This window comes from Enterobacter sp. TMH.L2 (genome assembly GCF_050847315.1).
Taxonomy (GTDB): Bacteria; Pseudomonadota; Gammaproteobacteria; order Enterobacterales; family Enterobacteriaceae; genus Cedecea.
The window spans coordinates 4,540,562-4,562,629 of sequence record NZ_CP193791.1 but is presented as its reverse complement, the minus strand read 5'-3'; the positions used below and the strand labels follow the sequence as shown (position 1 = coordinate 4,562,629).

At 54.8% G+C, this 22,068-nt stretch carries 20 protein-coding genes; 6 read left to right on the top strand and 14 right to left on the bottom strand.

Annotated features, from left to right (window positions below):
- Positions 1 to 60: 60 nt before the first annotated feature.
- On the bottom strand, positions 61 to 660 hold the full coding sequence (locus ACREYP_RS21840) for a DUF1454 family protein (protein ID WP_336819425.1): 600 nt from the start codon (positions 658 to 660) through the stop codon (positions 61 to 63).
- 117 nt (positions 661 to 777) lie between these two features.
- On the opposite strand from ACREYP_RS21840, the gene ACREYP_RS21835 reads away from it, so the two are divergent.
- Positions 778 to 1,197 carry a DUF805 domain-containing protein gene (locus ACREYP_RS21835; RefSeq protein ID WP_008457512.1) on the top strand — a complete coding sequence of 140 codons (420 nt, stop codon included), beginning with the start codon at positions 778 to 780 and terminating at the stop codon, positions 1,195 to 1,197.
- Between the two features lies 1 nt (position 1,198).
- Here the strand turns inward: ACREYP_RS21835 and fpr are convergent, their stop codons facing one another.
- The 4 genes from fpr to ACREYP_RS21815 form a co-directional block, all read right to left on the bottom strand.
- Positions 1,199 to 1,945 carry a ferredoxin--NADP(+) reductase gene (fpr, locus tag ACREYP_RS21830; RefSeq protein ID WP_008457514.1) on the bottom strand — a complete coding sequence of 249 codons (747 nt, stop codon included), beginning with the start codon at positions 1,943 to 1,945 and terminating at the stop codon, positions 1,199 to 1,201.
- Between the two features lie 99 nt (positions 1,946 to 2,044).
- On the bottom strand, positions 2,045 to 3,055 hold the full coding sequence (gene glpX, locus ACREYP_RS21825) for a class II fructose-bisphosphatase (protein ID WP_008457517.1): 1,011 nt from the start codon (positions 3,053 to 3,055) through the stop codon (positions 2,045 to 2,047).
- 106 nt (positions 3,056 to 3,161) lie between these two features.
- A complete protein-coding gene (gene glpK / locus ACREYP_RS21820) occupies positions 3,162 to 4,676 on the bottom strand; it encodes a glycerol kinase GlpK (protein ID WP_008457520.1) in 1,515 nt (504 codons plus the stop codon).
- Between the two features lie 21 nt (positions 4,677 to 4,697).
- A complete protein-coding gene (locus ACREYP_RS21815; RefSeq protein ID WP_008457530.1) occupies positions 4,698 to 5,552 on the bottom strand; it encodes an MIP/aquaporin family protein in 855 nt (284 codons plus the stop codon).
- Between the two features lie 435 nt (positions 5,553 to 5,987).
- Here ACREYP_RS21815 and zapB point away from each other — a divergent pair, with 435 nt between their 5' ends.
- Positions 5,988 to 6,227 (top strand): septal ring assembly protein ZapB, encoded by a 240-nt coding sequence (gene zapB, locus ACREYP_RS21810; protein WP_008457532.1) that lies wholly within the window; start codon positions 5,988 to 5,990, stop codon positions 6,225 to 6,227.
- A 62-nt stretch (positions 6,228 to 6,289) separates the two neighbouring features.
- Here zapB and rraA read toward each other — a convergent pair whose 3' ends face one another.
- The 7 genes from rraA to priA form a co-directional block, all read right to left on the bottom strand.
- Positions 6,290 to 6,775, bottom strand: a complete 486-nt coding sequence (gene rraA, locus ACREYP_RS21805) for a ribonuclease E activity regulator RraA (protein WP_008457535.1) — start codon at positions 6,773 to 6,775, stop codon at positions 6,290 to 6,292.
- A 95-nt stretch (positions 6,776 to 6,870) separates the two neighbouring features.
- On the bottom strand, positions 6,871 to 7,797 hold the full coding sequence (gene menA, locus ACREYP_RS21800) for a 1,4-dihydroxy-2-naphthoate polyprenyltransferase (protein ID WP_336819366.1): 927 nt from the start codon (positions 7,795 to 7,797) through the stop codon (positions 6,871 to 6,873).
- Between the two features lie 77 nt (positions 7,798 to 7,874).
- Complete coding sequence (gene hslU / locus ACREYP_RS21795; RefSeq protein WP_008457542.1) at positions 7,875 to 9,209, bottom strand: ATP-dependent protease ATPase subunit HslU; 1,335 nt, start codon at positions 9,207 to 9,209, stop codon at positions 7,875 to 7,877.
- Between the two features lie 9 nt (positions 9,210 to 9,218).
- A complete protein-coding gene (gene hslV / locus ACREYP_RS21790; RefSeq protein WP_008457544.1) occupies positions 9,219 to 9,749 on the bottom strand; it encodes an ATP-dependent protease subunit HslV in 531 nt (176 codons plus the stop codon).
- Between the two features lie 89 nt (positions 9,750 to 9,838).
- Positions 9,839 to 10,882, bottom strand: coding sequence for a cell division protein FtsN (gene ftsN / locus ACREYP_RS21785; RefSeq protein WP_336819365.1), 1,044 nt, complete (start codon positions 10,880 to 10,882; stop codon positions 9,839 to 9,841).
- A gap of 89 nt (positions 10,883 to 10,971) precedes the next feature.
- Positions 10,972 to 12,006 (bottom strand): DNA-binding transcriptional regulator CytR, encoded by a 1,035-nt coding sequence (gene cytR / locus ACREYP_RS21780; RefSeq protein WP_336819364.1) that lies wholly within the window; start codon positions 12,004 to 12,006, stop codon positions 10,972 to 10,974.
- Between the two features lie 161 nt (positions 12,007 to 12,167).
- On the bottom strand, positions 12,168 to 14,366 hold the full coding sequence (gene priA / locus ACREYP_RS21775) for a primosomal protein N' (protein WP_336819363.1): 2,199 nt from the start codon (positions 14,364 to 14,366) through the stop codon (positions 12,168 to 12,170).
- Between the two features lie 206 nt (positions 14,367 to 14,572).
- Here priA and rpmE point away from each other — a divergent pair, with 206 nt between their 5' ends.
- Positions 14,573 to 14,788 carry a 50S ribosomal protein L31 gene (gene rpmE, locus ACREYP_RS21770; protein ID WP_008457552.1) on the top strand — a complete coding sequence of 72 codons (216 nt, stop codon included), beginning with the start codon at positions 14,573 to 14,575 and terminating at the stop codon, positions 14,786 to 14,788.
- Between the two features lie 105 nt (positions 14,789 to 14,893).
- Here the strand turns inward: rpmE and metJ are convergent, their stop codons facing one another.
- Positions 14,894 to 15,211 (bottom strand): met regulon transcriptional regulator MetJ, encoded by a 318-nt coding sequence (gene metJ, locus ACREYP_RS21765; protein ID WP_008457553.1) that lies wholly within the window; start codon positions 15,209 to 15,211, stop codon positions 14,894 to 14,896.
- Between the two features lie 276 nt (positions 15,212 to 15,487).
- Here metJ and metB point away from each other — a divergent pair, with 276 nt between their 5' ends.
- The 3 genes from metB (at position 15,488) to metF (ending at position 20,204) form a co-directional block, all read left to right on the top strand.
- Positions 15,488 to 16,648 (top strand): cystathionine gamma-synthase, encoded by a 1,161-nt coding sequence (gene metB / locus ACREYP_RS21760; RefSeq protein ID WP_039289182.1) that lies wholly within the window; start codon positions 15,488 to 15,490, stop codon positions 16,646 to 16,648.
- Positions 16,649 to 16,650: 2 nt separating this feature from the next.
- Positions 16,651 to 19,083, top strand: coding sequence for a bifunctional aspartate kinase/homoserine dehydrogenase II (locus ACREYP_RS21755; RefSeq protein ID WP_008457555.1), 2,433 nt, complete (start codon positions 16,651 to 16,653; stop codon positions 19,081 to 19,083).
- A gap of 230 nt (positions 19,084 to 19,313) precedes the next feature.
- Positions 19,314 to 20,204 (top strand): methylenetetrahydrofolate reductase, encoded by an 891-nt coding sequence (gene metF / locus ACREYP_RS21750; protein ID WP_336819362.1) that lies wholly within the window; start codon positions 19,314 to 19,316, stop codon positions 20,202 to 20,204.
- A 70-nt stretch (positions 20,205 to 20,274) separates the two neighbouring features.
- Here the strand turns inward: metF and ACREYP_RS21745 are convergent, their stop codons facing one another.
- A complete protein-coding gene (locus ACREYP_RS21745; RefSeq protein WP_008457558.1) occupies positions 20,275 to 22,008 on the bottom strand; it encodes a phosphoethanolamine transferase CptA in 1,734 nt (577 codons plus the stop codon).
- Between the last annotated feature and the right edge of the window lie 60 nt (positions 22,009 to 22,068).

The window sequence follows — 22,068 nt, the reverse complement described above, 5'->3', positions numbered from 1 at the left end:
CAGCTTGGTCTGTGAAACAGTATAGAGAGTCGGCGGGCGAAAGGCTTTGCTTTTTGTCATTTATTCGCCGCTGTTTAGCGTCTCAGATAGCGTTAGCTTAATCGGTTCAACGGCGAAAGTTAGCCCCTTTTCGCCGCTATCTGCCACGACATAGCGAATAGCACCGTCGTTCTGCGCGAAATAGCGTTTATTTTTGCCGTCGCTGAGTAGTTTGGTCAGCTTCTGCTGGCTTTGCGCTTTGGAAAGCGTTGGCGTGAAGCTGCGGATGATCGCAGCCATGTATTCCAGCGCTTTGCCACGGGCGGCTTTTTGCTCCGGCCCCTGAATGGGGAGCCAGGTTATCTGCATCGACTTAATTTTTAGGGTGCCGAGTTCCAGTGCCACAGAAGCATAAAGGTTTTCGTTGATCTTGGTAGCGGCGCGGGTCAGATTGGCTTTGTCGCGGCTCTTCTCCACGGCGCGAAATTCGTTCAGCGGCAGCGACGGATTATCAATATCAAATTTGCCACGAAACTGGGTAATGGTCAGATCGAAAGTGGGTGCGCCGGGCAGCAGATAAGGCGCCGCCGGAAGCTGAGAAACTGCGTCTGACGCAGGATCTGCCCGGCTCACCGCCAAAGGCAGCACCAGCAGCACGAGGGCAGGCAGCAGGTATTTCATCGACACACTTCTCCTGATGGGTTCATCATCCCGATTAAATCGGCAATCCGTTGGCTTGTCAAAACGGGCGGTGACCAGGGTACACTACGCCGCGATAAAATAATAAGGACCTTACCCATGACCATACAGCAATGGTTGTTCTCTTTTAAAGGGCGTATTGGACGCCGCGATTTTTGGATTTGGATCGGCGCGTGGATAGTCGGGCTGATTATTCTGTTTACCCTGGCCGGGGCCGAAATCATGCCGTATTCCACGGCGGGTTTCTTCCTCACCGGCTCGTTGATTCCGACGGCGGCGGTGATTGTGAAGCGCCTGCATGACAGAGATAAAAAAGGCTGGTGGGCGTTGCTCTTTATTCCTGCCTGGCTGCTGGTGGCGGGAAACTGGGAAACCTTTGGCACCCTGTGGCAGTGGGGATTGGGGCGTTTTATCCCCACGCTGATTTTCGTCATGGTGCTGATGGACCTGGGCGCTTTTGTTGGCACCCAGGGTGAAAACCGTTTCGGGAAAGAGACCAGCGAAGTTAAATTCCGCTGATTTACCAGTAATGCTCGGCGGTCATGTGGCCAGGCCTGCGGCGCAGATGTTTGGCCATCTGCCGGGTATCTTTCAATAGCTGTTGCGTGTCACGCACCATTTGCGGGTTACCGCATAGCATCACATGGCTGGTTTCAATATCCATCGGTAAACCAACGGCGGCCTCCAGCTCACCGCTTTCTATCAGCGCCGGAACACGCCCGGTGAGCGAACCGGCGACCGTTTCGCGGCTGACAACGGTTTGAATACGCAGTTTGCCCTGGTAGCGTTCTTGTAGTTCAAGCATCAGCGGCAGATAGCTTAAATCATTGGCATAGCGGACCGCATGGAGCAGCACGATATTCTCAAAACGTTCAAGGTCTTTGCCTTCCTGCAGGATTGAAAGATAAGGCCCCAGCGCGGTGCCGGTCGCCAGCATCCAGAGTGTTTTGCACTCAGGAATTTCTTCCAGCACAAAGAACCCGGCGGCTTCGCTTACCAGCTGCACTTCATCGCCAGGCTTGAGCGCATGCAGACGTGGGCTGAGTTTCCCTTCGGGAACGGTGACCAGATAGAACTCGAGATCGGGATTACTGGGGGCATTCACGTAGGAGTAGGCGCGCTGTACGCGTTCGCCGTCAATTTCCAGCCCAAGCTTGGTAAATTGCCCGGCGGTAAACGCATGCACCGGCGCATGAACCGTCAGGCTGAAGAGAGAATCCGTCCAGTTTTGAACTCTGGTAACTTTACCTGTAACCCACTCCGCCATGTTGTACTCCCGTCGTTGCTTTTTACCTATCTTCACCAGAATGTGGCAGCATTTCCAGCCCAAACGAGCCGGAAAGCTCGAACCAACAAACGAGAAACGTTACAGAATATGCTTCTGTACCTCGGTATCTTTACGATCGAGATAATGAATAGACTGAATGCGGCGGATCGTGCGGGATTTACCGCGAATCAGCAGCGTCTCCGTGGTGGCCATATTGCCTTTACGGGTGATCCCTTCCAGCAGATCACCTTTGGTGATGCCTGTTGCGGAGAAAATAACGTTGTCGTTACGCGCCATTTCATCGAGCTTCAGCACGCGTTCAGCCTCAATGCCCATTGCTTTGCAGCGCGCCAGTTCCTGTTCGCCGATGCGGCGGTTTTCTTCACTGTCGCCTTTTACGTGGTGGCGAGCCAGCAGGCGGCCCTGCATGTCGCCGTCCAGCGCACGGATCACTGCCGCTGAAACGACACCTTCCGGCGCACCGCCGATGCCGTAGAGGACATCCACTTCGCTGTCCGGCATGCAGGTCAAAATAGAAGCCGCTACGTCGCCATCGGGAATAGCGAACACGCGCACGCCAAGCTTTTGCATCTCTTTGATCGTTTCGTCGTGACGTGGCTTGGCCAGAATGGTTACGGTCAATTCGCTAAGCGGTTTTTCCAGCGCAGCGGCGATGCGGCGAAGATTATCCTCGAGGCTGAGATTAAGGTCGATGACGCCTTTGGCTCCAGGCCCAACAATCAGTTTTTCCATATACATATCGGGCGCATTGAGGAACGTGCCTTTATCTCCCACCGCGAGCACAGCCAGAGCGTTGGCCTGGCCCATCGCCGTCATGCGCGTACCTTCGATGGGGTCAACGGCAATATCTACCGCGTCGCCTTTCCCTGTCCCGACTTTTTCACCAATGTAGAGCATCGGCGCTTCGTCAATTTCGCCTTCGCCAATGACGATCTCACCGTCGATATTGATCTGGTTAAGGACGATACGCATGGCGTTTACCGCTGCGCCGTCGGCGACATTTTTATCGCCGCGGCCAAGCCATTTGTAGCCAGCAAGGGCGGCGGCTTCGGTCACGCGGGAAAATTCGATGGCAAGTTCTCGTTTCATAGCAGACTCATTTAGCAAACAGAATTGCCGGGGAGTTTAGCACAGGCGAGAAAAGGGGCGGGAAAGACAGAGACTGAAAGGCCCCTTTTCAGGGGCCTTGTAGGGATTATTTCTCTTCGTGATCTTCCCAGGCAAGGGCGCGTTTAACCGCCTTCTGCCAGCCGGCGTAGCGGTAATTACGCTCGGTGGTTTCGATACCAGGGCGGAACTCTTTCTCGATGACGGATTTCTCCTGCAGCTCATCGAGGTTCTGCCAGAAGCCCACGGCCAGACCGGCCAGGTAAGCCGCACCCAACGCAGTGACTTCGCGAACTTCAGGACGCTCAACACGGGTACCCAGAATGTCGGACTGGAACTGCATCAGGAAGTTGTTGGCTACCGCACCGCCGTCCACGCGCAGCGCGTGCAGACGAATACCTGAGTCTGCCTGCATTGCTTCCAGCACGTCACGGGTCTGGTAGGCGATTGATTCCAGAGTGGCGCGAATGATGTGGTTAGAGTTCACGCCGCGGGTCAGGCCGAAAATAGCCCCACGTGCATACGGGTCCCAGTAAGGTGCGCCGAGGCCAGTGAACGCAGGCACAACGTAGACGCCGTTGGTATCCTTCACCTTGTTGGCGAAGTACTCGGAGTCGAACGCATCGCCAATCAGCTTCATTTCGTCACGCAGCCACTGAATGGATGCCCCCGCCATGAATACGGCGCCTTCCAGCGCGTAGTTCACTTCACCTTTCGGGCCGCAGGCGATAGTCGTCAGCAGGCCATTGGTGGAGGCCACGGCTTTCTCACCGGTGTTCATCAGCATAAAGCAGCCGGTTCCGTAGGTGTTCTTCGCCATCCCTTCTTTCACGCACAGCTGGCCAAACAGCGCGGCCTGTTGGTCACCTGCGATCCCGGCAATAGGAATACGCGTGCCGCCCTTACCGCCGATGTTGGTCTGGCCATAGACTTCGGAAGACTTGCGCACTTCCGGCAGCATAGCGCGAGGAATATCCAGCGCTTCCAGCATGCGGTCATCCCAGTCAAGTTCGTGGATGTTAAACAGCATGGTACGAGAAGCGTTGGTGTAGTCGGTGACGTGTACACGCCCCTGAGTCATCTTCCAGATGAGCCAGGTATCCACGGTACCGAACAGCAGTTCACCACGGCGAGCACGCTCGCGGGAGCCTTCGACGTGGTCGAGGATCCATTTAACTTTAGTGCCGGAGAAGTACGGGTCCACCACGAGGCCGGTGTTGTGACGCACGTATTCTTCCATGCCGTTGCGCTTCAACTCTTCACAGATATCAGCGGTACGGCGGCACTGCCAGACGATAGCGTTGTAAATTGGCTTACCGGTTTCGCGCTCCCAAACTACTGTGGTTTCACGCTGGTTGGTGATGCCGATGGCCGCGATTTCGTCGGAGTTGATGTCGGCTTTCGCCAGCACTTCTACCAGCGTGGAGCTTTGGGTGGCCCAGATTTCCATCGGGTCATGCTCTACCCAGCCTGGCTTAGGATAGATTTGCTCAAATTCACGCTGTGCAACGCTAATGATGTTGGCGTCATGATCCAGGACGACGGCACGCGAGCTGGTTGTTCCCTGGTCGAGAGCGACGATGTACTTTTTTTCTGTAGTCATAATCAAGTCCTGAAGTCAGTATTACAGTGCTTTTTGCTGAGAGGTCACCTTGCTGTCCGGCTTGTCTTCTTCGACAACGCAGACGTCGCATGGCAGGTGGCGACCAATCAATTTACGGTAGCCGAATGCGCCGAGGGAAGCGCCGAGAATAGGCGCAAACAGCGGCACCAGGAAGTAAGGAATATCTTTCCCACCGGTGAAGGCGACGTCGCCCCAGCCAGCCAGCCACGCAAAGGTCTTCGGCCCAAGGTCACGCGCTGGGTTCATCGCAAACCCGGTCAGTGGTCCCATGGACGCGCCGATCACCGCAATCAGCAGGCCAATCAGCAGCGGAGCCAGTGGGCCACGCGGCACGCCGTTGCCATCATCGGTCAGCGCCAGAATGACGCCCATCAGAATGGCAGTGATCACCATTTCTACGGCGAATGCCTGGACGAAGTTAATGTGTGGGTTCGGATAGGTGGAGAAGATGCCCGCCAAATCCAGGCTTTCTACGCTGCCGCGCACCATATGGTGCGTTTGTTCGTAGTCGAGGAACAGATTGTAATATAAGCCATAAACCAACGCGGCGGCGCAGAATGCGCCAAGGAACTGTGAAATAATAAACGGCACGACTTTGCGTCCGTCAAAACAAGCGAACAGCCAGAGTGCGATCGTTACTGCCGGGTTAAGATGTGCGCCGGAAACACCTGCGGTCATATAGATGGCCATTGCCACCCCTAAGCCCCAGATGATGCTGATTTCCCACTGCCCGAACGTGGCACCGGCCACTTTCAATGCAGCAACACATCCCACACCGAAGAAGATCAACAACGCGGTACCCATGAATTCGGCGATGCACTGGCCTTTTAAGGTTGTTGTAGCGGTCTGACTCATAGTGGGGTCCTGAAGGCAAATTGATGATTATTGTTGTCGAGCATCCTTGTCACCTTTATGCCATGTAGGCATGGTGTTAATTTATCGTTAACGAGCACAAACGAGAAATATCGAACTTAAAATGTGCGTGGTGCGTCAAGAAAATGAGCGTTTTCGCGCTAAAAAATGAGCGGTGCCTCATGGGAAAGAAGGGGGAATTACGCGTTTTGTTAACGTGTTTTTTAACAATTCGAATCGACCGTGAACCCTGGCTTTCAGCATAGGCTGAAAAACGTCATGTTACGCAAAGAGCGCGGTAAGCCGCTGGACACGGGCATCCGGGCTACTTACAATCGAGTTACGCTACGTGTTGTGCATACGTTCATAAAGGCGTCGCCGTAGAATCGGGACGAGGATAGCCATCCATCAACGCCTTGCCATTCAGGAGAGTTCGAAATGTCATTTGAAGTGTTTGAGAAACTGGAAGCAAAAGTTCAGCAGGCGGTTGACACGATTACGTTGTTACAGATGGAAATCGAAGAGCTGAAAGAGAAAAATAACGGTCTGGCTCAGGAAGTTCAGCAGGCGCAAAGCAACCATGAAGAGCTGGTGCGTGAAAACAGCAGCCTGAAAGAACAACAGCATGTCTGGCAGGAGCGTTTACACGCGCTGCTGGGCAAAATGGAAGAAGTGTAATTCCTGCTTCCGACAAAAAAAACGGGCGCCTGAGGCGCCCGTTTTGCAATTCATCGACCGGATTACTCAATATCCAGCGGATCTTCGGAGAGAATGATGCCGGTGTTATCGGCATACAGATGGTCGCCTGAGAAGAAGGTCACGCCACCAAAATTGACGCGCACATCGCTTTCGCCGATGCCTTCTCCCGCGGAGCCAGCCGGGATGGCGGCAATCGCCTGGATGCCAATGTCCAGCTCTTCCAGGTCATCCACCTGGCGCACCGCGCCGTAAACCACAATGCCTTCCCACTCGTTTTGCAGCGCAAGACGAGCCAGTTCCGCATCAATCAGCGCGCGGCGTACTGAACCACCGCCGTCTACCAGCAGGACTCGCCCACGGCCATTCTCTTCGAGCAGATCGTACAGCAACCCGTTGTCCTCGAAACATTTCACCGTGATGATTTGCCCACCAAATGACGAGCGGCCACCAAAGTTGGAGAACAACGGCTCAACGACGTTGACCTCTTCCTGGTAGATGTCACAAAGCTCAGAAGTATCGTATTTCATAGGATTAAGGTTCATTTGCTGCAGGAGTTGTCAGTATATCGCGTTCTGTTAACTGTTGGCAAAATCATCAATTGTTAATTGATATTTGTCAGTCATCACGCCACGGTACTGAGGACGACGCCCAGAGCAAACAGCAGATTCGTCAGCAACGCGGCTTTGACGGTGCGTTCCAGCATCGGACGCATCGCCACGGGATCTTGCTCCCGCATGACGTAGGTAACCTGCTTGAGCAGCAGCGGCGCGGCCAGAACAAATAACCATCCCCACAGGCTCTTGAGCCAGATAAGGTTAAACAGGGCGAGACAGGCCAAAGCCCCGATGAGCAGAGCGGCATGATAGCGGCGTGCAACAATGGGCCCAAGACGTACAGCAAGGGTATTTTTACCGTTCTCACGATCGCTATCGATATCACGCAGGTTATTGATATTCAGCACTGCGGTGGCGAGTAACCCACAGGCCGTGGCCGGCAGAATCACCAGCGCCGCCAGCGAATTAGCCTGCAGATACCAGGTACCCGCCACGCTAATCCAGCCGAAGAACACCAGCACTGAGATATCTCCCAGCCCCATGTAGCCATAAGGACGGGTGCCGACGGTGTAGGTAATGGCGGCGACGATAGACAGCAGCCCAAGTAGCAAGAAGCCCATGAAATCGGAGAAGGTATGGCAGGCAAGAGCGACCAGCGACAGACCCGACAAACAAATGAGGATGACGGTGATGACTAGCGCACGTTTCATCTGCGCCTGAGTAATCATTCCTTTTTGCATCCCGCGTAGTGGCCCGAGACGGTCTTCTTTGTCGCTGCCTTTGACCGCGTCGCCATAGTCATTGGCGAGGTTAGACAGGATCTGCAAAAGTCCGGCGGTCAGCAGCGCCAGCAGCGCCACAGCCGGGTCAAAGACACCTTGCCAGTAAGTCAGGGCCGAACCGCAGACGATTGAAGCAAACGCCAGAGGTAGCGTGCGTGGGCGAAGGCTTTCCAGCCAGGCCTGGGTGACACTTGTAGGTTGCGAATCGCTCATTATTTGGTTGCCAGTTTAGATAAAAAAATGGAGGGCATAAGCCCTCCATTTCAAATGAAGAAAATGCGTTAGCCGGATTATAGGATAAAACGGCTCAGGTCTTCATCTGCAACCAGCTCATCCAGATGTTTACCGACGTATTCGGCATCGATCAGGATGGACTGACCATCTAACTCGCTGGCGTCATAGGAGATATCTTCCATCAGACGTTCAAGCACGGTGTGAAGGCGACGCGCCCCGATGTTTTCGGTAGATTCGTTTACCTGCCAGGCAGCCTGAGCAATACGACGAATACCGTCCTCGGTAAAGTCGATGTTCACGCCTTCGGTTGCCATCAGCGCTTTGTACTGTACGGTCACGGAGGCGTTAGGTTCGGTCAGGATGCGCTCGAAATCGTCTACGGTCAGCGCCTGCAGCTCAACGCGGATAGGCAAACGCCCCTGCAGCTCAGGAATCAGGTCTGACGGGCTCGCAACCTGGAACGCGCCGGAAGCGATAAACAGGATGTGGTCAGTTTTTACCATGCCGTGCTTGGTGGATACGGTGCAGCCTTCTACCAGCGGCAGCAGGTCACGCTGTACGCCTTCGCGGGACACATCCGGGCCGGAGCTGTTGCCGCCACGCTTACAAATTTTGTCGATTTCGTCGATAAACACGATCCCGTGCTGCTCAACTGCGTCGATGGCGTCCTGCTTCAGCTCTTCCGGGTTCACCAGCTTCGCCGCTTCTTCTTCCACCAGCAGCTTCATCGCATCTTTGATTTTCAGCTTGCGTGGCTTTTGCTTCTGGCCGCCCAGGTTCTGGAACATGGACTGCAGCTGGCTGGTCATCTCTTCCATGCCAGGAGGTGCCATGATTTCTACGCCCATCGGTGCAGCGGCGAGATCGATTTCGATCTCTTTATCATCCAGTTGGCCTTCGCGCAGTTTCTTGCGGAACGACTGGCGAGCAGCCGATGGCTCCTGCTGGGCTTCCGCCTGACCCCAGTTGTTCTTCGCCGGTGGGATCAGCACGTCGAGAATACGCTCTTCGGCCATTTCTTCAGCGCGGTAGCGGTTCTTCTCGATAGACTGCATGCGCACCATTTTGACTGCGGCATCGGTCAGATCGCGGATAATGGAGTCCACTTCTTTGCCCACATAGCCGACTTCGGTGAATTTGGTCGCTTCAACTTTGATGAACGGCGCGTTGGCCAGTTTTGCCAGGCGGCGGGCAATTTCGGTTTTACCCACGCCGGTTGGGCCGATCATCAGAATGTTTTTAGGGGTAACTTCATGGCGCAGCTCTTCATCAAGCTGCATACGGCGCCAGCGGTTACGTAAGGCGATAGCGACGGAGCGCTTAGCGTTGTCCTGGCCGATAATGTGTTTATTCAGCTCGCTAACAATTTCGCGTGGGGTCATTTCAGACATGGGAGATCCTTACGCTTTAGACGGTAATTCTTCGATGGTATGGAAGTGGTTGGTATAAACGCAGATATCACCTGCAATATCCAACGCTTTCACAGCGATATCGCGCGCGCCCATTTCGGTATTTTCCAGAAGGGCGCGGGCTGCGGCCTGGGCGTACGGGCCGCCGGAGCCAATGGCAATCAGATCGTTTTCAGGCTGGATGACGTCCCCGTTACCGGTGATGATCAGCGACGCGCTTTCGTCGGCCACGGCCAGCAGCGCTTCAAGCTTGCGCAGCATGCGGTCGGTACGCCAGTCTTTCGCCAGCTCAACGGCGGCTTTCACCAGGTGACCCTGATGCATTTCCAGCTTGCGCTCAAACAGTTCGAACAGCGTGAAGGCATCCGCAGTACCGCCGGCAAAACCCGCGATCACTTTATCGTTGTACAGGCGACGTACTTTTTTGACGTTACCTTTCATGACGGTATTACCCAGCGTGGCCTGGCCATCGCCGGCAATAACCACATGGCCGTTACGACGTACACTTACTATTGTTGTCACGATCGGACCCCTTTTGCATCAGCTAAACAGGAGCCCTGCGCGGTGCGCAGGGCCTAATGCCATTATAAATGGGGGGCAATTTTGGGGTTTCAACCCCCGGCGGCAAGACGAATACAGCTGGTATGTCCAGCCATCTTCAGCCGATTGATGGTGCCATCGGCATTGTCTTTACCTTTGATTGGCCCAATAACGACGCGGTTCCAGCCGTTATTGGTGGTAATGCGGGAGTCAAAGCCTTCAAACGCCAGCTGAGCACGAACGGTTTCCGCCTGCTCGCTGCCTTTAAATGAACCACACTGCACCATCCAGCGTTTTTCATCTTTTTTCTCCTGAGCAGCAGGAGCCTGCTTAGCCACTTCTGGCTCACGCGTAATTGGTGCAGGCTGAGCTTCACGCTGAACCGGTTTGGTTTGCTGTGGCGCTTTTTGCTGGCTGTGCGGTGGCGTTTGCAGCAGATCCTGATACGGCTGCTGATTATTTGCCGTAGAGGTTTTCGGCTGTTGCTGCGGCACAGTTTTTGGCTGCTGATAAGGCTGCGCGGTTTGTTGCGTGTTACGCGGCTGCTGGTATGGCTGTTCCGCTACACGCTGCTGAACGCGAGGTTGCAGCGTCTGCGTGTTCCACTGCTGCTGTTGCACAGGCTGAGTTTGCTGCACAATCTGTTTCTGGCGCTGCAGCGTTTGCTGGCGCTGGGCAGGGGTTTGCTCATTCCAGGGCACTTCATTCAGCTGCGTAGGCTGCTGGCGCATATCCGCCTGCATTTGCTCCAGCAACTGGCGCTGTTCGTTGGTTAGCTGGCTTTGGTTCATGACTTCGCCGCCGGCTGTCGGTTCGGTAGGCGCACGTACGCCCGGCTGGCGGTTTTCCAGCTCTTTAATGTAACGCCAGCGCTCTTCCGGTTTTGGCGGCAAGCCATTGCCGGTCACTTTGTGGCCAGGGAGCGTGTCAATCTCTTCTTTCTTATGGTGAGTAATAAAGTAAAGAGCGCCGACAAAGGCCACCACGACTGCGGCCGCAATGGCAACCATCGTTGGAGAGACGGAGGGCAGACTACGTTGCTTTTTGCGGGGTGTACTTTTTTTGCGCCGCGTCCCTGCCGATTGCCCGCGGCTTACATAATCTCGTTGTGCCACTATCGTTTCGCTGTCTTTATTCGTTTATCAGTCCGCCATGTTACTTAAGGGGCGGGGCTTTGACCAGTTTATGCAGTCTTAAAAACGGCTCAATTTCTGCTGCCGGGCGCGGCAGTGCTGCCTCGCTCAATAAGATCGCAGTCCAGCAGGCGTGAGCCGCTGTTAACGTTTTGGCCGTTCATGTTGTCCAGCAATAGCAGCATAGCTTCCTTACCAATATCGAAACGGGGTTGTGCGACGGTGGTGAGGGGCGGGTCACAGAACTGCGACAGGGCAATATCGTCGAAGCCCATAATCGATAGATCTTCCGGGACGTTAAGCCCGCTGCGCTTTGCCTGAGAAAGCGCCCCTAGCGCCATCACGTCGCTATGGCAGAAAATGGCGGTTGGGGGTTCGGGCAGGGCAATAAGCTGTGCCAGCGCTGCGGCGCCTGCTTCATAGGTAAAATCACCGCGCGCAATATAGTGAGGATCGACGACGATGCCGTTGCGGCGAAGCGCCTGAACGTATCCCTGTAAGCGATAATGGCAAAGCGGCATTTCTTCAGGCCCGGCAATACAGGCAATGCGCTGATGCCCGAGCTCTTGCAGATAGTAAACGGCGTTAAAGGCGGCGGTCAGATTGTCGATATGCACCGTGGGCAGTTCCAGCTCAGGGGCAAACTCATTGGCCATGACCATCGGCGGCAGATTGCGTTGCTCTTCTTTGCTGGCGTCAAACGGCAGGCGTGAGCCCAGCAGCAGCATGCCATCAATTTGTTTGGTGATGATCAGGTCGATGAAAGTTTTTTCCTGCTGATTTTGGTGGGCGCAATCGCCAATCAGCACGAGATAGCCGTGTGAAGCTGCGGTAACTTCAATACCGCGAATGATTTCGCTGAAAAACGGATCGCAGATATCCGGCACGATGACCAGAATAGTGCGTGATTCGCTGCGTTTGATGTTACGCCCCAGAGAATGAGGCAAATACCCCACTTCAATCGCCGCCTGTTCCACGCGATTACGGGTACTTTGTGAAACTTTGTCCGGGTTCATTAAGGCGCGGGATACCGTTGCAGTAGACACTTTTGCCTGCACGGCGACATCTTTCATGGTGGCATTCACCACCGGTTTCTTCGGCTTCACTTCTTCTCCTCACATGCACGCCGCTATCGTCAACACTCCTGTGTGTCTGACAGTCATCACATTCTTAGCAGAAGTTGGCTGTAAGCGGTTACAAATTTTTCACAAGAAATGTGATGAGTATTAGATTTTTCGATCGGCTTCGCATAACCAGCCCGATTGTGCTACCCGTCGATAGGGTCAACATCCAGCATCCATTTCACTTTCCGGGCTTCGGGGAGCGTGTTGATCAGCGTGAGTGAATGGCTGACCAGTTTTTGCAGGCGCCCGCGCGATGGATGCTGCAACAAGATTTGCCAGCGAAAACGCCCGCCGCGTTTGGGCTGCAGCGAGGGAACTGGCCCCATGATCCAGAGCTGCTCATCGCGCAGCGGGCTGGCCTCCAGCAGATTACGCAATTGCTGCAAAAATAGCGGGGCCTGGTGGTTGTTCTGATCTTCGGCCCGAATCAATACATGGCTGGTGTACGGCGGCAAAAATACCGTTTGGCGCTCGCTCAATGCCTGGCTGGAAAACGCATCGTAGCCTTTGGTCAGCAGGGTTTGCAGCAAAGGGTGTTCAGGATGGTGCGTTTGCAGCAGGACTTCACCTTGCTTACCGGCTCGCCCCGCTCGACCAGAAACCTGGACGTAGAGCTGGGCAAAGCGTTCGGCGGCACGGAAATCTGCGGAGAAAAGCGCGCCGTCTACGTCGAGTAAGGCGACCAGCGTGACATCAGGGAAGTGGTGCCCTTTAGCCAGCATTTGTGTGCCGATAAGAATTCTCGCGCCGCCCCGGTGCACTTCGGCCAGTTGCTGTTCCAGTGCGCCTTTGCGGCTGGTGGTATCGCGGTCGATGCGGGAAATCGGTACGTTCGGGAACAGCGGCTCAAGGCTGTGTTCAAGCTGTTCGGTCCCCATTCCCACCGGAACCAGATGCGTGGAGCCGCACTGCGGGCACTGCTGCGGGATCGCGCGCTGGCTGTCGCAATGGTGGCAACGCAGATGGCGCTGGCCCTGGTGCAGCGTGTAGTAATGATCGCACCGTGCGCATTCCGCAATCCAGCCGCATTCGTGGCAGAGCAGGGCAGGAGCGAAGCCGCGGCGGTTAAGGAAAAGGATCACCTGGTTATCTGCGGCAAGATGCTCGCCTATCTTTTTGAGCAGTGCAGGGGCTAAGCCGGCTTTGAGCTGCTGCCCTTTCAGGTCGACAACCTGCTGGTGAGCCGGGCGAGCGTTTCCGGCACGTTTAGTCAGGCGTAGCTGGCGATATTTTCCCACCTGAACATTGTGCAGGGTTTCTAATGCTGGCGTTGCCGAGCCGAGAATGATCGGAATGTTTTCGGCATGCGCCCGGTAAACGGCTAAATCGCGAGCGTGATAGCGCCAGCCTTCTTGCTGTTTATAGGAGCTGTCATGTTCCTCATCGATGACGATGACGCCGAGACGGCAGAACGGCGTGAACAGAGAAGAACGGGTACCAATGACGATGGCCGCCTCACCGCTGCGTGCTTTTAGCCACACGCTGAGCCTTTCACTGTCATTCAGCCCGGAGTGCAGGACTTCAACCGGCGCGTTAAAACGCTCCCGGAAGCGGGCGATAGTTTGCGGAGTCAGGCCAATTTCGGGCACCAGCACTAAAGCCTGCTTGCCCTGCGCCAGCACATTTTCAAGCACACTGAGGTAAACCTCAGTTTTGCCGGAGCCGGTGATGCCGGCGAGCAGCCAGGCGGAGAAATGGTCAGATTCGCTGTGGATAGCCCCCACGGCGGTGGCCTGTTCCGTATTCAGTCTCAGCCGCTCACCGGCAACGGCATAGCTTGCCCGCCAGTCTTCTTCCGCAGGCGCCGCGCTTTTTAAATCACACAGGCCTTTTGTTCTCAGCGCCTGTAACCCCGGCTCACTGATTTCCAGCTCGCCGATTTGATGCCGCCAGACGATATTGTGCCGCAGCGCCGCCAGTGCCTGCTGCTGTTTAGGCGCACGTTTGAGACTGTTCAGATCAACGGCTTTTCCTTCTTCCGTAGCAAACCAGTACCAGAGCGGAGCATGGTGCGCAGGTTTCCCCTGGCGAAGAAGAATTGGCAGAGCGTGAAAGAGCACTTCGCCAATCGGGTGATGATAATACTCCGCAGCCCACAGCAGCACGCGCCAGAGTGACGGCGTGAACAGCGAGCGCCCATCGAGAATTTCACCAACGGGCTTGAGTTTTTCCAGCGGCAGATCGCTCGACTGGCTGACCGACATGACGATACCGACAGCTTCGCGTTGCTTGCCAAACGGCACCTGTACGCGGCAGCCTGCGCTAACCTGCACGCCTTCTGGCAGCAGATAGTCGAAGGTACGGGCCAGCGGAACCGGCAGTGCAACGTGGGCTACGGGCATGAAAGCATCCAGGCTGAAAAAAATGACGTATTAGTGTACACTGTGCGCTTGCAAAATTGCGGATCAGTTTGCACCGGGTGAGCAATTTCTGTATGATTCGCCGCCTTTGATGCGCAGTTTTGGTATCAAAAAACCTAATTTATTAACATCGCGTGGTGTCTGGCGTTAGGGCTGGAAGAGCGACGCGGCCTTTACCGAGGTTTACCATGAAAAAAGATATCCATCCTAAATACGAAGAAATTACTGCAAACTGCTCTTGCGGTAATGTTATCAAGATCCGCTCCACCGTAGGTCACGATCTGAACCTGGACGTATGTGGTCAGTGCCACCCGTTCTACACTGGTAAACAGCGTGATGTTGCTACCGGCGGCCGTGTTGATCGCTTCAACAAGCGCTTCAGCGTACCAGGCGCGAAGAAATAAGTTTCGCACTCTGGAAAGAGAAAGGCGCCTGAAGGCGCCTTTTTTGTGTCTGTTATCCGGTAACGCAATAAGAAAAGGCGCCCGCAGACGCCTTAACATCAGATCTTAATATTCCCACGTATCCGGATCGATCCCCAGTTCACGCATAATGACCTTCGCATCTTCCGGGATTTCATCGCTGCGCTCTTTACGCAGGTCAGCATCGTTCGGCAGCGGCTGGCCGGTGAAGGCGTGCAAAAAAGCTTCACACAGCAATTCACTGTTGGTCGCATGACGCAGGTTATTCACCTGGCGACGCGTGCGCTCGTCGGTGAGGATCTTCAACACTTTCAGAGGAATGGAAACCGTAATTTTCTTTACTTGTTCACTCTTCTTACCGTGCTCAGCGTAGGGGCTGATATATTCGCCGCTCCATTCAGCCATGAGATACCTTAATCCTCTTAATCTATGAAAACGTGCCAAAGCCGGGTAAATCCGCGGCGTTGACGATTATCTCTTTTAGTGTACAGCACAGGATAACCCTTTCCTGAGCGTGAAACTCAGACATATACACTCTAAAACGCATAATTTTAACGGCTATTTGCCTTTTGCTCAATCTATACGCAAAGAGGTTTAGATGTCCAGATGTATTGACGTCTATACTGCGGTTGTTTACTCTGAGGCCTGACTTTTATTCGACCAGCAAGGATCGGGCACACCATGACGCGTAAACAGGCAACCATCGCAGTTCGTAGCGGTTTGAATGATGACGAGCAATACGGCTGCGTCGTTCCACCTATTCACCTGTCCAGCACCTATAACTTTACCGGCTTTAATGAACCGCGTGCCCATGATTATTCACGCCGGGGTAACCCAACGCGCGACGTAGTACAGCGGGCGTTAGCGGAGCTGGAAGGCGGGGCTGGGGCAGTAATGACCAATACCGGCATGTCGGCCATTCATCTGGTCACCACCGTATTCCTGAAACCTGGCGACCTGCTGGTGGCGCCTCACGACTGCTATGGTGGCAGCTACCGCCTGTTCGATAGTCTGGCAAAACGTGGGGCTTACCGCGTTTTATTCGTCGATCAGAATGATGAAGAGGCTTTAAACTCTGCGCTGGCGGAAAAACCAAAGCTGGTACTGGTAGAAAGTCCAAGTAATCCATTGTTGCGCGTCGTGGATATTGCGAAAATCTGTGCCGCAGCGCGTGAAGCGGGTGCGATTAGCGTGGTGGATAACACCTTCCTGAGCCCGGCACTGCAAAACCCGCTGGCGCTGGGGGCCGATCTGGTTCTGCACTCTTGCACCAAGTACCTCAACGGCCATTCGGATGTGGTTGCAGGCGTTGTTATTGCAAAAGATCCTGCCACGGTCACCGAACTGGCATGGTGGGCGAATAACATTGGCGTCACCGGCAGCGCATTTGACAGCTACCTGCTGTTGCGTGGCCTGCGCACTCTGTCGCCACGTATGGAAGTGGCTCAACGTAATGCTCAGGCCATTGTTGAGTTTCTCAAGCAGCAACCGTTGGTGAAAAAGCTGTATCATCCTTCACTGCCGGAAAACCAGGGCCACGAGATCGCGGCCCGTCAGCAAAAAGGGTTTGGCGCGATGCTGAGCTTTGAGCTCGACGGTGACGAGCAAACGCTGCGTCGTTTCCTGGGGGCGCTGTCGCTGTTTACCCTGGCGGAATCGCTGGGGGGCGTGGAAAGCTTGATTTCTCACGCCGCAACCATGACACATGCGGGCATGGCGCCGGAGGCACGAGCTGCCGCCGGCATTTCTGAAACGCTGCTGCGCGTTTCAACAGGTATAGAAGATAGTGAAGATTTAATTGCCGATCTGGAAAATGCCTTCCGGGTCGCTGCCGAGGGGTAAGCATGAGTGTTTCAGCACCAGCAGGGACGCCGGTTCGTCAACTGCACAAGTTTGGGGGCAGCAGTCTTGCCGATGTGAAATGTTACCTGCGCGTGGCGGGTATCATGACCGAATATTCCAGACCGGGTGACATGATGGTGGTTTCGGCCGCCGGCAGTACCACTAACCAGTTGATTAACTGGCTTAAGCTGAGCCAGAGCGACAGGCTTTCCGCGCATCAGGTTCAGCAAACGCTGCGCCGCTATCAGAGCGACCTTATTAGCGGTTTATTGCCGCCGGAAGTGGCGGATGGCCTGATTGCCGGGTTTATCCACGACCTTGAGCGCCTTGCTGTTCTGCTGGACGGTAAAATGACCGATGCCGTTTATGCAGAGGTTGTTGGTCACGGGGAAGTCTGGTCGGCGCGTTTGATGGCTGCGGTGCTGAATCAGCAGGGCGTTGAAGCCGCCTGGCTGGACGCCCGCGATTTTATGCGTGCTGAACGCGCGGCCCAGCCACAGGTTGACGAAGGCCGTTCCTGGCCGCTGCTGCAAAACTTGCTTGCCCAGCACCCGAATAAACGCCTGGTTGTGACCGGTTTTATCTGCAGCAATGAAGCGGGTGAAACTGTGCTGCTGGGGCGTAACGGTTCTGACTATTCAGCGACGCAGATTGGCGCGCTGGCTGGCGTTTCACGCGTAACTATCTGGAGCGACGTGGCCGGGGTTTACAGCGCGGATCCGCGTAAAGTTAAAGATGCCTGCCTGTTGCCTCTGCTACGTCTGGATGAAGCCAGCGAGCTGGCTCGTCTTGCCGCGCCGGTGCTACACGCTCGTACATTACAGCCCGTATCCGGCAGCGATATCGACCTGCAACTGCGCTGCAGCTATTCGCCAGAGCAAGGTTCGACCCGTATTGAGCGCGTTCTGGCGTCCGGCACGGGTGCCCGGATTGTCACCAGTCACGACGATGTTTGCCTGATCGAATATCAGGTGCCGTCGCATCAGGATTTCAAGCTGGCGCAAAAAGAGCTGGATATGATCCTCAAGCGCGGTCAGGTGCGTCCACTGTCGATTGGCGTGCATCCCGATCGTAATTTACTGCAGCTCTGCTACACCTCGGAAGTCGCCAACAGCGTGCTGCAACTTCTCCAGAATGCCAGCCTGCAGGGCGAGCTTCGTCTGCGTGAAGGCCTGGCGCTGGTGGCAATGGTCGGGGCCGGCGTTTGCCGTAACCCGCTGCATAGCCACCGTTTCTGGCAGCAGTTGAAAGATCATCCCGTGGAGTTTATCTGGCAGTCGGAAGACGGCATTAGCCTGGTGGCCGTGCTGCGCGTAGGCCCAACGGAAAGCCTGATTCAGGGGCTACACAAGTCGCTGTTTCGTGCTGAGAAGCGTATTGGTCTGATGCTGTTCGGCAAAGGCAACATCGGTTCCCGCTGGCTTGAGCTGTTTGCCCGCGAACAGGAAATTCTCTCTGCCCGTACCGGGTTTGAATTTGTGCTGGCTGGCGTGGTGGACAGCAGCCGTAGCTTGCTGAATTACGACGGTCTGGATGCCAGTCGCGCGTTGGCCTTCTTCAATGATGAGGCTGTTCAGCAGGACGAAGAGTCGCTGTTCCTGTGGATGCGGGCTCATCCGTATGATGATTTAGTGGTACTGGACGTGACCGCCAGCGAGCAGCTCGCCGATCAATACCTGGACTTCGCCAGCCATGGCTTCCATGTGATCAGCGCCAATAAGCTTGCCGGCGCAGGGAACGGCCAGAAGTATCGCCAGATTCGTGATGCGTTTGAGAAAACGGGCAGGCACTGGCTGTATAACGCCACGGTGGGCGCAGGGCTGCCGGTTAACCATACGGTTCGCGACCTGCGTGACAGCGGCGATGCTATTCTGGCTATCAGCGGTATTTTCTCGGGGACGCTTTCATGGCTGTTCCTGCAGTTTGACGGCACAGTGCCGTTTACTGAACTGGTTGATCAGGCCTGGCAGCAGGGGCTAACCGAGCCAGATCCGCGCGTGGACCTGTCCGGTAAAGACGTCATGCGTAAGCTGGTGATCCTGGCCCGTGAGGCGGGTTATGACATCGAGCCGGATCAGGTCCGTGTGGAATCTCTGGTGCCCGCAGGTTGTGAAGGCGGCTCCATTGACCATTTCTTTGAAAACGGTGATGAGCTGAACGAGCAAATGCTGCAGCGGCTCGAGGCGGCCCAGGAGATGGGGCTGGTGCTGCGTTATGTGGCCCGGTTTGATGCGAACGGCAAGGCTCGCGTGGGGGTTGAAGCCGTGCGGGCAGAGCATCCGCTTGCCGCTCTGCTGCCGTGTGACAACGTCTTCGCGATTGAAAGCCGCTGGTACCGTGACAACCCGCTGGTGATCCGCGGGCCTGGCGCCGGGCGCGATGTTACCGCCGGGGCCATTCAGTCCGATCTGAACCGCCTGGCACAACTGCTGTAGTTTCTTTCCCGCACTCTCTTTCTTTGGAAGAGAGTGCGTTTTCCTGCATGTCCCTTTCTCCGTTTCTCCTGAAAAAAATTCATCTTATGTGAGAATTCCTCCACATTTTGTGGTGACATTTTCATTGACGACTTTCGCCTTTTCGGTCATCTTTCTATCTGGACGTCTAAACGTCTGGATAGCAATAAAACGCCACCACACGATAACGATGCGATTGACGAGGTAAGGGTATGAGCTTTTTTCACGCGAATCAGCGGGAAGCGCTGAACCAGAGTCTGGCCGAAGTGGCCGGGCATATTCATGTTTCCTTTGAGTTTTTCCCGCCGCGCAGCAGTGAAATGGAACAAACCCTGTGGAAGTCTATCGACAGGCTAAGCATCCTGAAGCCAACGTTTGTTTCCGTGACCTACGGGGCGAACTCCGGCGAGCGTGACCGTACCCACAGCATCATCAAAGGCATCAAAGAGCGTACCGGCCTTGAAGCAGCCCCGCATCTGACCTGTGTCGATGCAACGCGAGATGAACTGCAGGCGATTGCGCAGGACTACTGGAACAACGGCATCCGCCATATCGTTGCATTGCGTGGTGATCTACCGCCTGGCAGCGGTAAGCCGGATATGTATGCTTCTGACCTGGTGAGGCTGCTCAAGGAAGTCGGCGACTTTGATATTTCCGTTGCGGCCTATCCGGAAGTCCATCCCGAAGCCAAAAGCGCCCAGGCGGATTTACTCAGCCTGCGCCGTAAAATTGAAGCCGGTGCTAACCGCGCGATTACTCAATTCTTCTTTGATGTTGAAAGCTATCTTCGCTTCCGCGATCGCTGCGCGGCCACAGGCATTGATGTCGAGATAATCCCGGGTATTCTGCCTGTCTCAAACTTCCGGCAGGCGAAGAAATTTGCCGATATGACTAACGTGCGTATTCCGTCGTGGATGGCACAAATGTTTGAAGGCCTGGATAACGATGCCGAAACCCGCCAGTTGGTGGGCGCGAACATTGCCATGGATATGGTGAAAATCCTGAGCCGGGAAGGCGTGAAGGATTTCCACTTCTACACGCTTAACCGGGCGGAAATGAGCTATGCGATCTGCCACACTTTAGGCGTTCGACCCAAGCTGTAGACATTGATTTCACATTAAAAAAGCCCCGTTCAACTGTGAGCGGGGCTTTTTACTTTACGGGCTAAAAGCGTTACTGATTACTGCCGCTATCGCCGTAAGGCAGCGCATCGTAATCCCGCAGCGCATTTTTATCATACGGGTTACCAATCCAGCGGGTCGCTTCGACAAACTGCGGGCTGGTGATGGCCCGTGTTGCGTCGTAGCCGTCATAGCTTAAACCGGCTAAATCAGACCAGGTATGAATCAGTTCTGAGCTGCTGTATTTGCGGTTTATATCTCCCGAGAAGTCACGCGGGTGGGCCTGCTGCCAGGTCGGTGACGTCCAGACGATGAACGGGATGGTGTACATATGACGCGTAGGTTTGTTTTCGTTACGCCCCTGGGTCTGATGCGGCGGTGTGTCGTAAACCTCTTCCCCGTGGTCAGAGAAATAGAGCAGGAAGCCGTTAGGATCGCTGGCCTTGTAGTCTTTGATCAGCGTGGAAACCACGTGGTCGTTAAACAGGTTGGCGTTATCGTAACTGTTGTAGGATTCTTGCTGATCTTTGGTTAATCCAGCCGGTAAATCGTCCGTTTTACCATCAAACTTGTTCCAGTTTTCCGGGTAGCGGAAGTCATACCGAATATGCGTGCCGAGCAGGTGCACAATAATGAATTTTTTCGGTGCAGGGTCGGCCAGAACCTCTTTAAACGGCGCGAGGACGTTCGTGTCGTATTCGCGCGCGCTCTGGGTACGCTGCTGGTTCATATAATATTGTTTGTCAGTCTGCTTTGAGAATACGGCCAGCATGGTGTTGCGTTCGGTCATGGTCTGCTGGTTAGTGATCCAGAAGGTTTTGTACCCGGCCTGCTTCATCAGGTTCATCAGCGAAGGCTTAGTCAGGTAGAGATCCGGATCTTTCTCGTCTGCAAACGTCAGCGCCTGCTGCAGAATTTCAATGGTGTAAGGACGTGAAGTGACGACGTCGTTAAACACCGTCATTTGCGGGTCAGTTTTATGCAACTCATCCAGCTCTGGCGTTGTCTGGCGGTGGTAGCCGTACAGGCTCATGCGGCCACGCTGCGTTGACTCACCAATAACCAGTACCAAAGTGCGCGGCGCATTACCGGAGGCGTCTTTCAGGTTAGCCAACGGCGGCAGCGCATTGTTGGACGTTAGCAGGTTATTCAGGCTGTCCAACTGCTGGCGATATTCGGTATAGGCGACGATAAACTGCCAGGGGGCCGCAGGCTCAAGGCGATAAGAAATACTGGAGAAGGATTCGCCAAGGCTGCGTTTGTTGATAAGCCACTCTTTACCCACCGGATTGAGCACCAGGCCGAACAGGATGGCGAAGGAAACCAACCAGCGCCACGGGTTTGGAATATAAACCGGGCGCAGACGGGTCCAAAGAAAGATGGCACCCAGCGTATAGGCAACCGCAATGAGCAGCAGCTTCAGGCTGAAATACTGACTCAGGTATTCGCTGGCCTCGCTGGCGTTTGTTTCGAACATCACAAACAGAACGCTTTGCGAGAACTCCTGCCCGTAGACAACGTAGTAACCCAGGGCGGCGATTGAGGCTGCCCAAAGGATAACGCCAATAAAGGCGGCAATAATGCGCGTACGCTGTGGAAACAGAAATACAGGAATAAACCACAGAGAGCTAAACAGTAAGGAGTCACGCAGCCCTGTTGTACCGCTGTAGCCTGTTGTTAAGATGGCAATCTGCAAAACCGAGGAAAAATACCAAAAGTAGAGTAAAACCCATCCAAGGGCTTTAATGCTGAACTTACGTTCAGACTGTTTCAATGTGAAGTGCATACTCTTGCCTGTGCTATTAAATTATCATTAACCGTAATGAGAAAACCTTAAGTAAGCCTT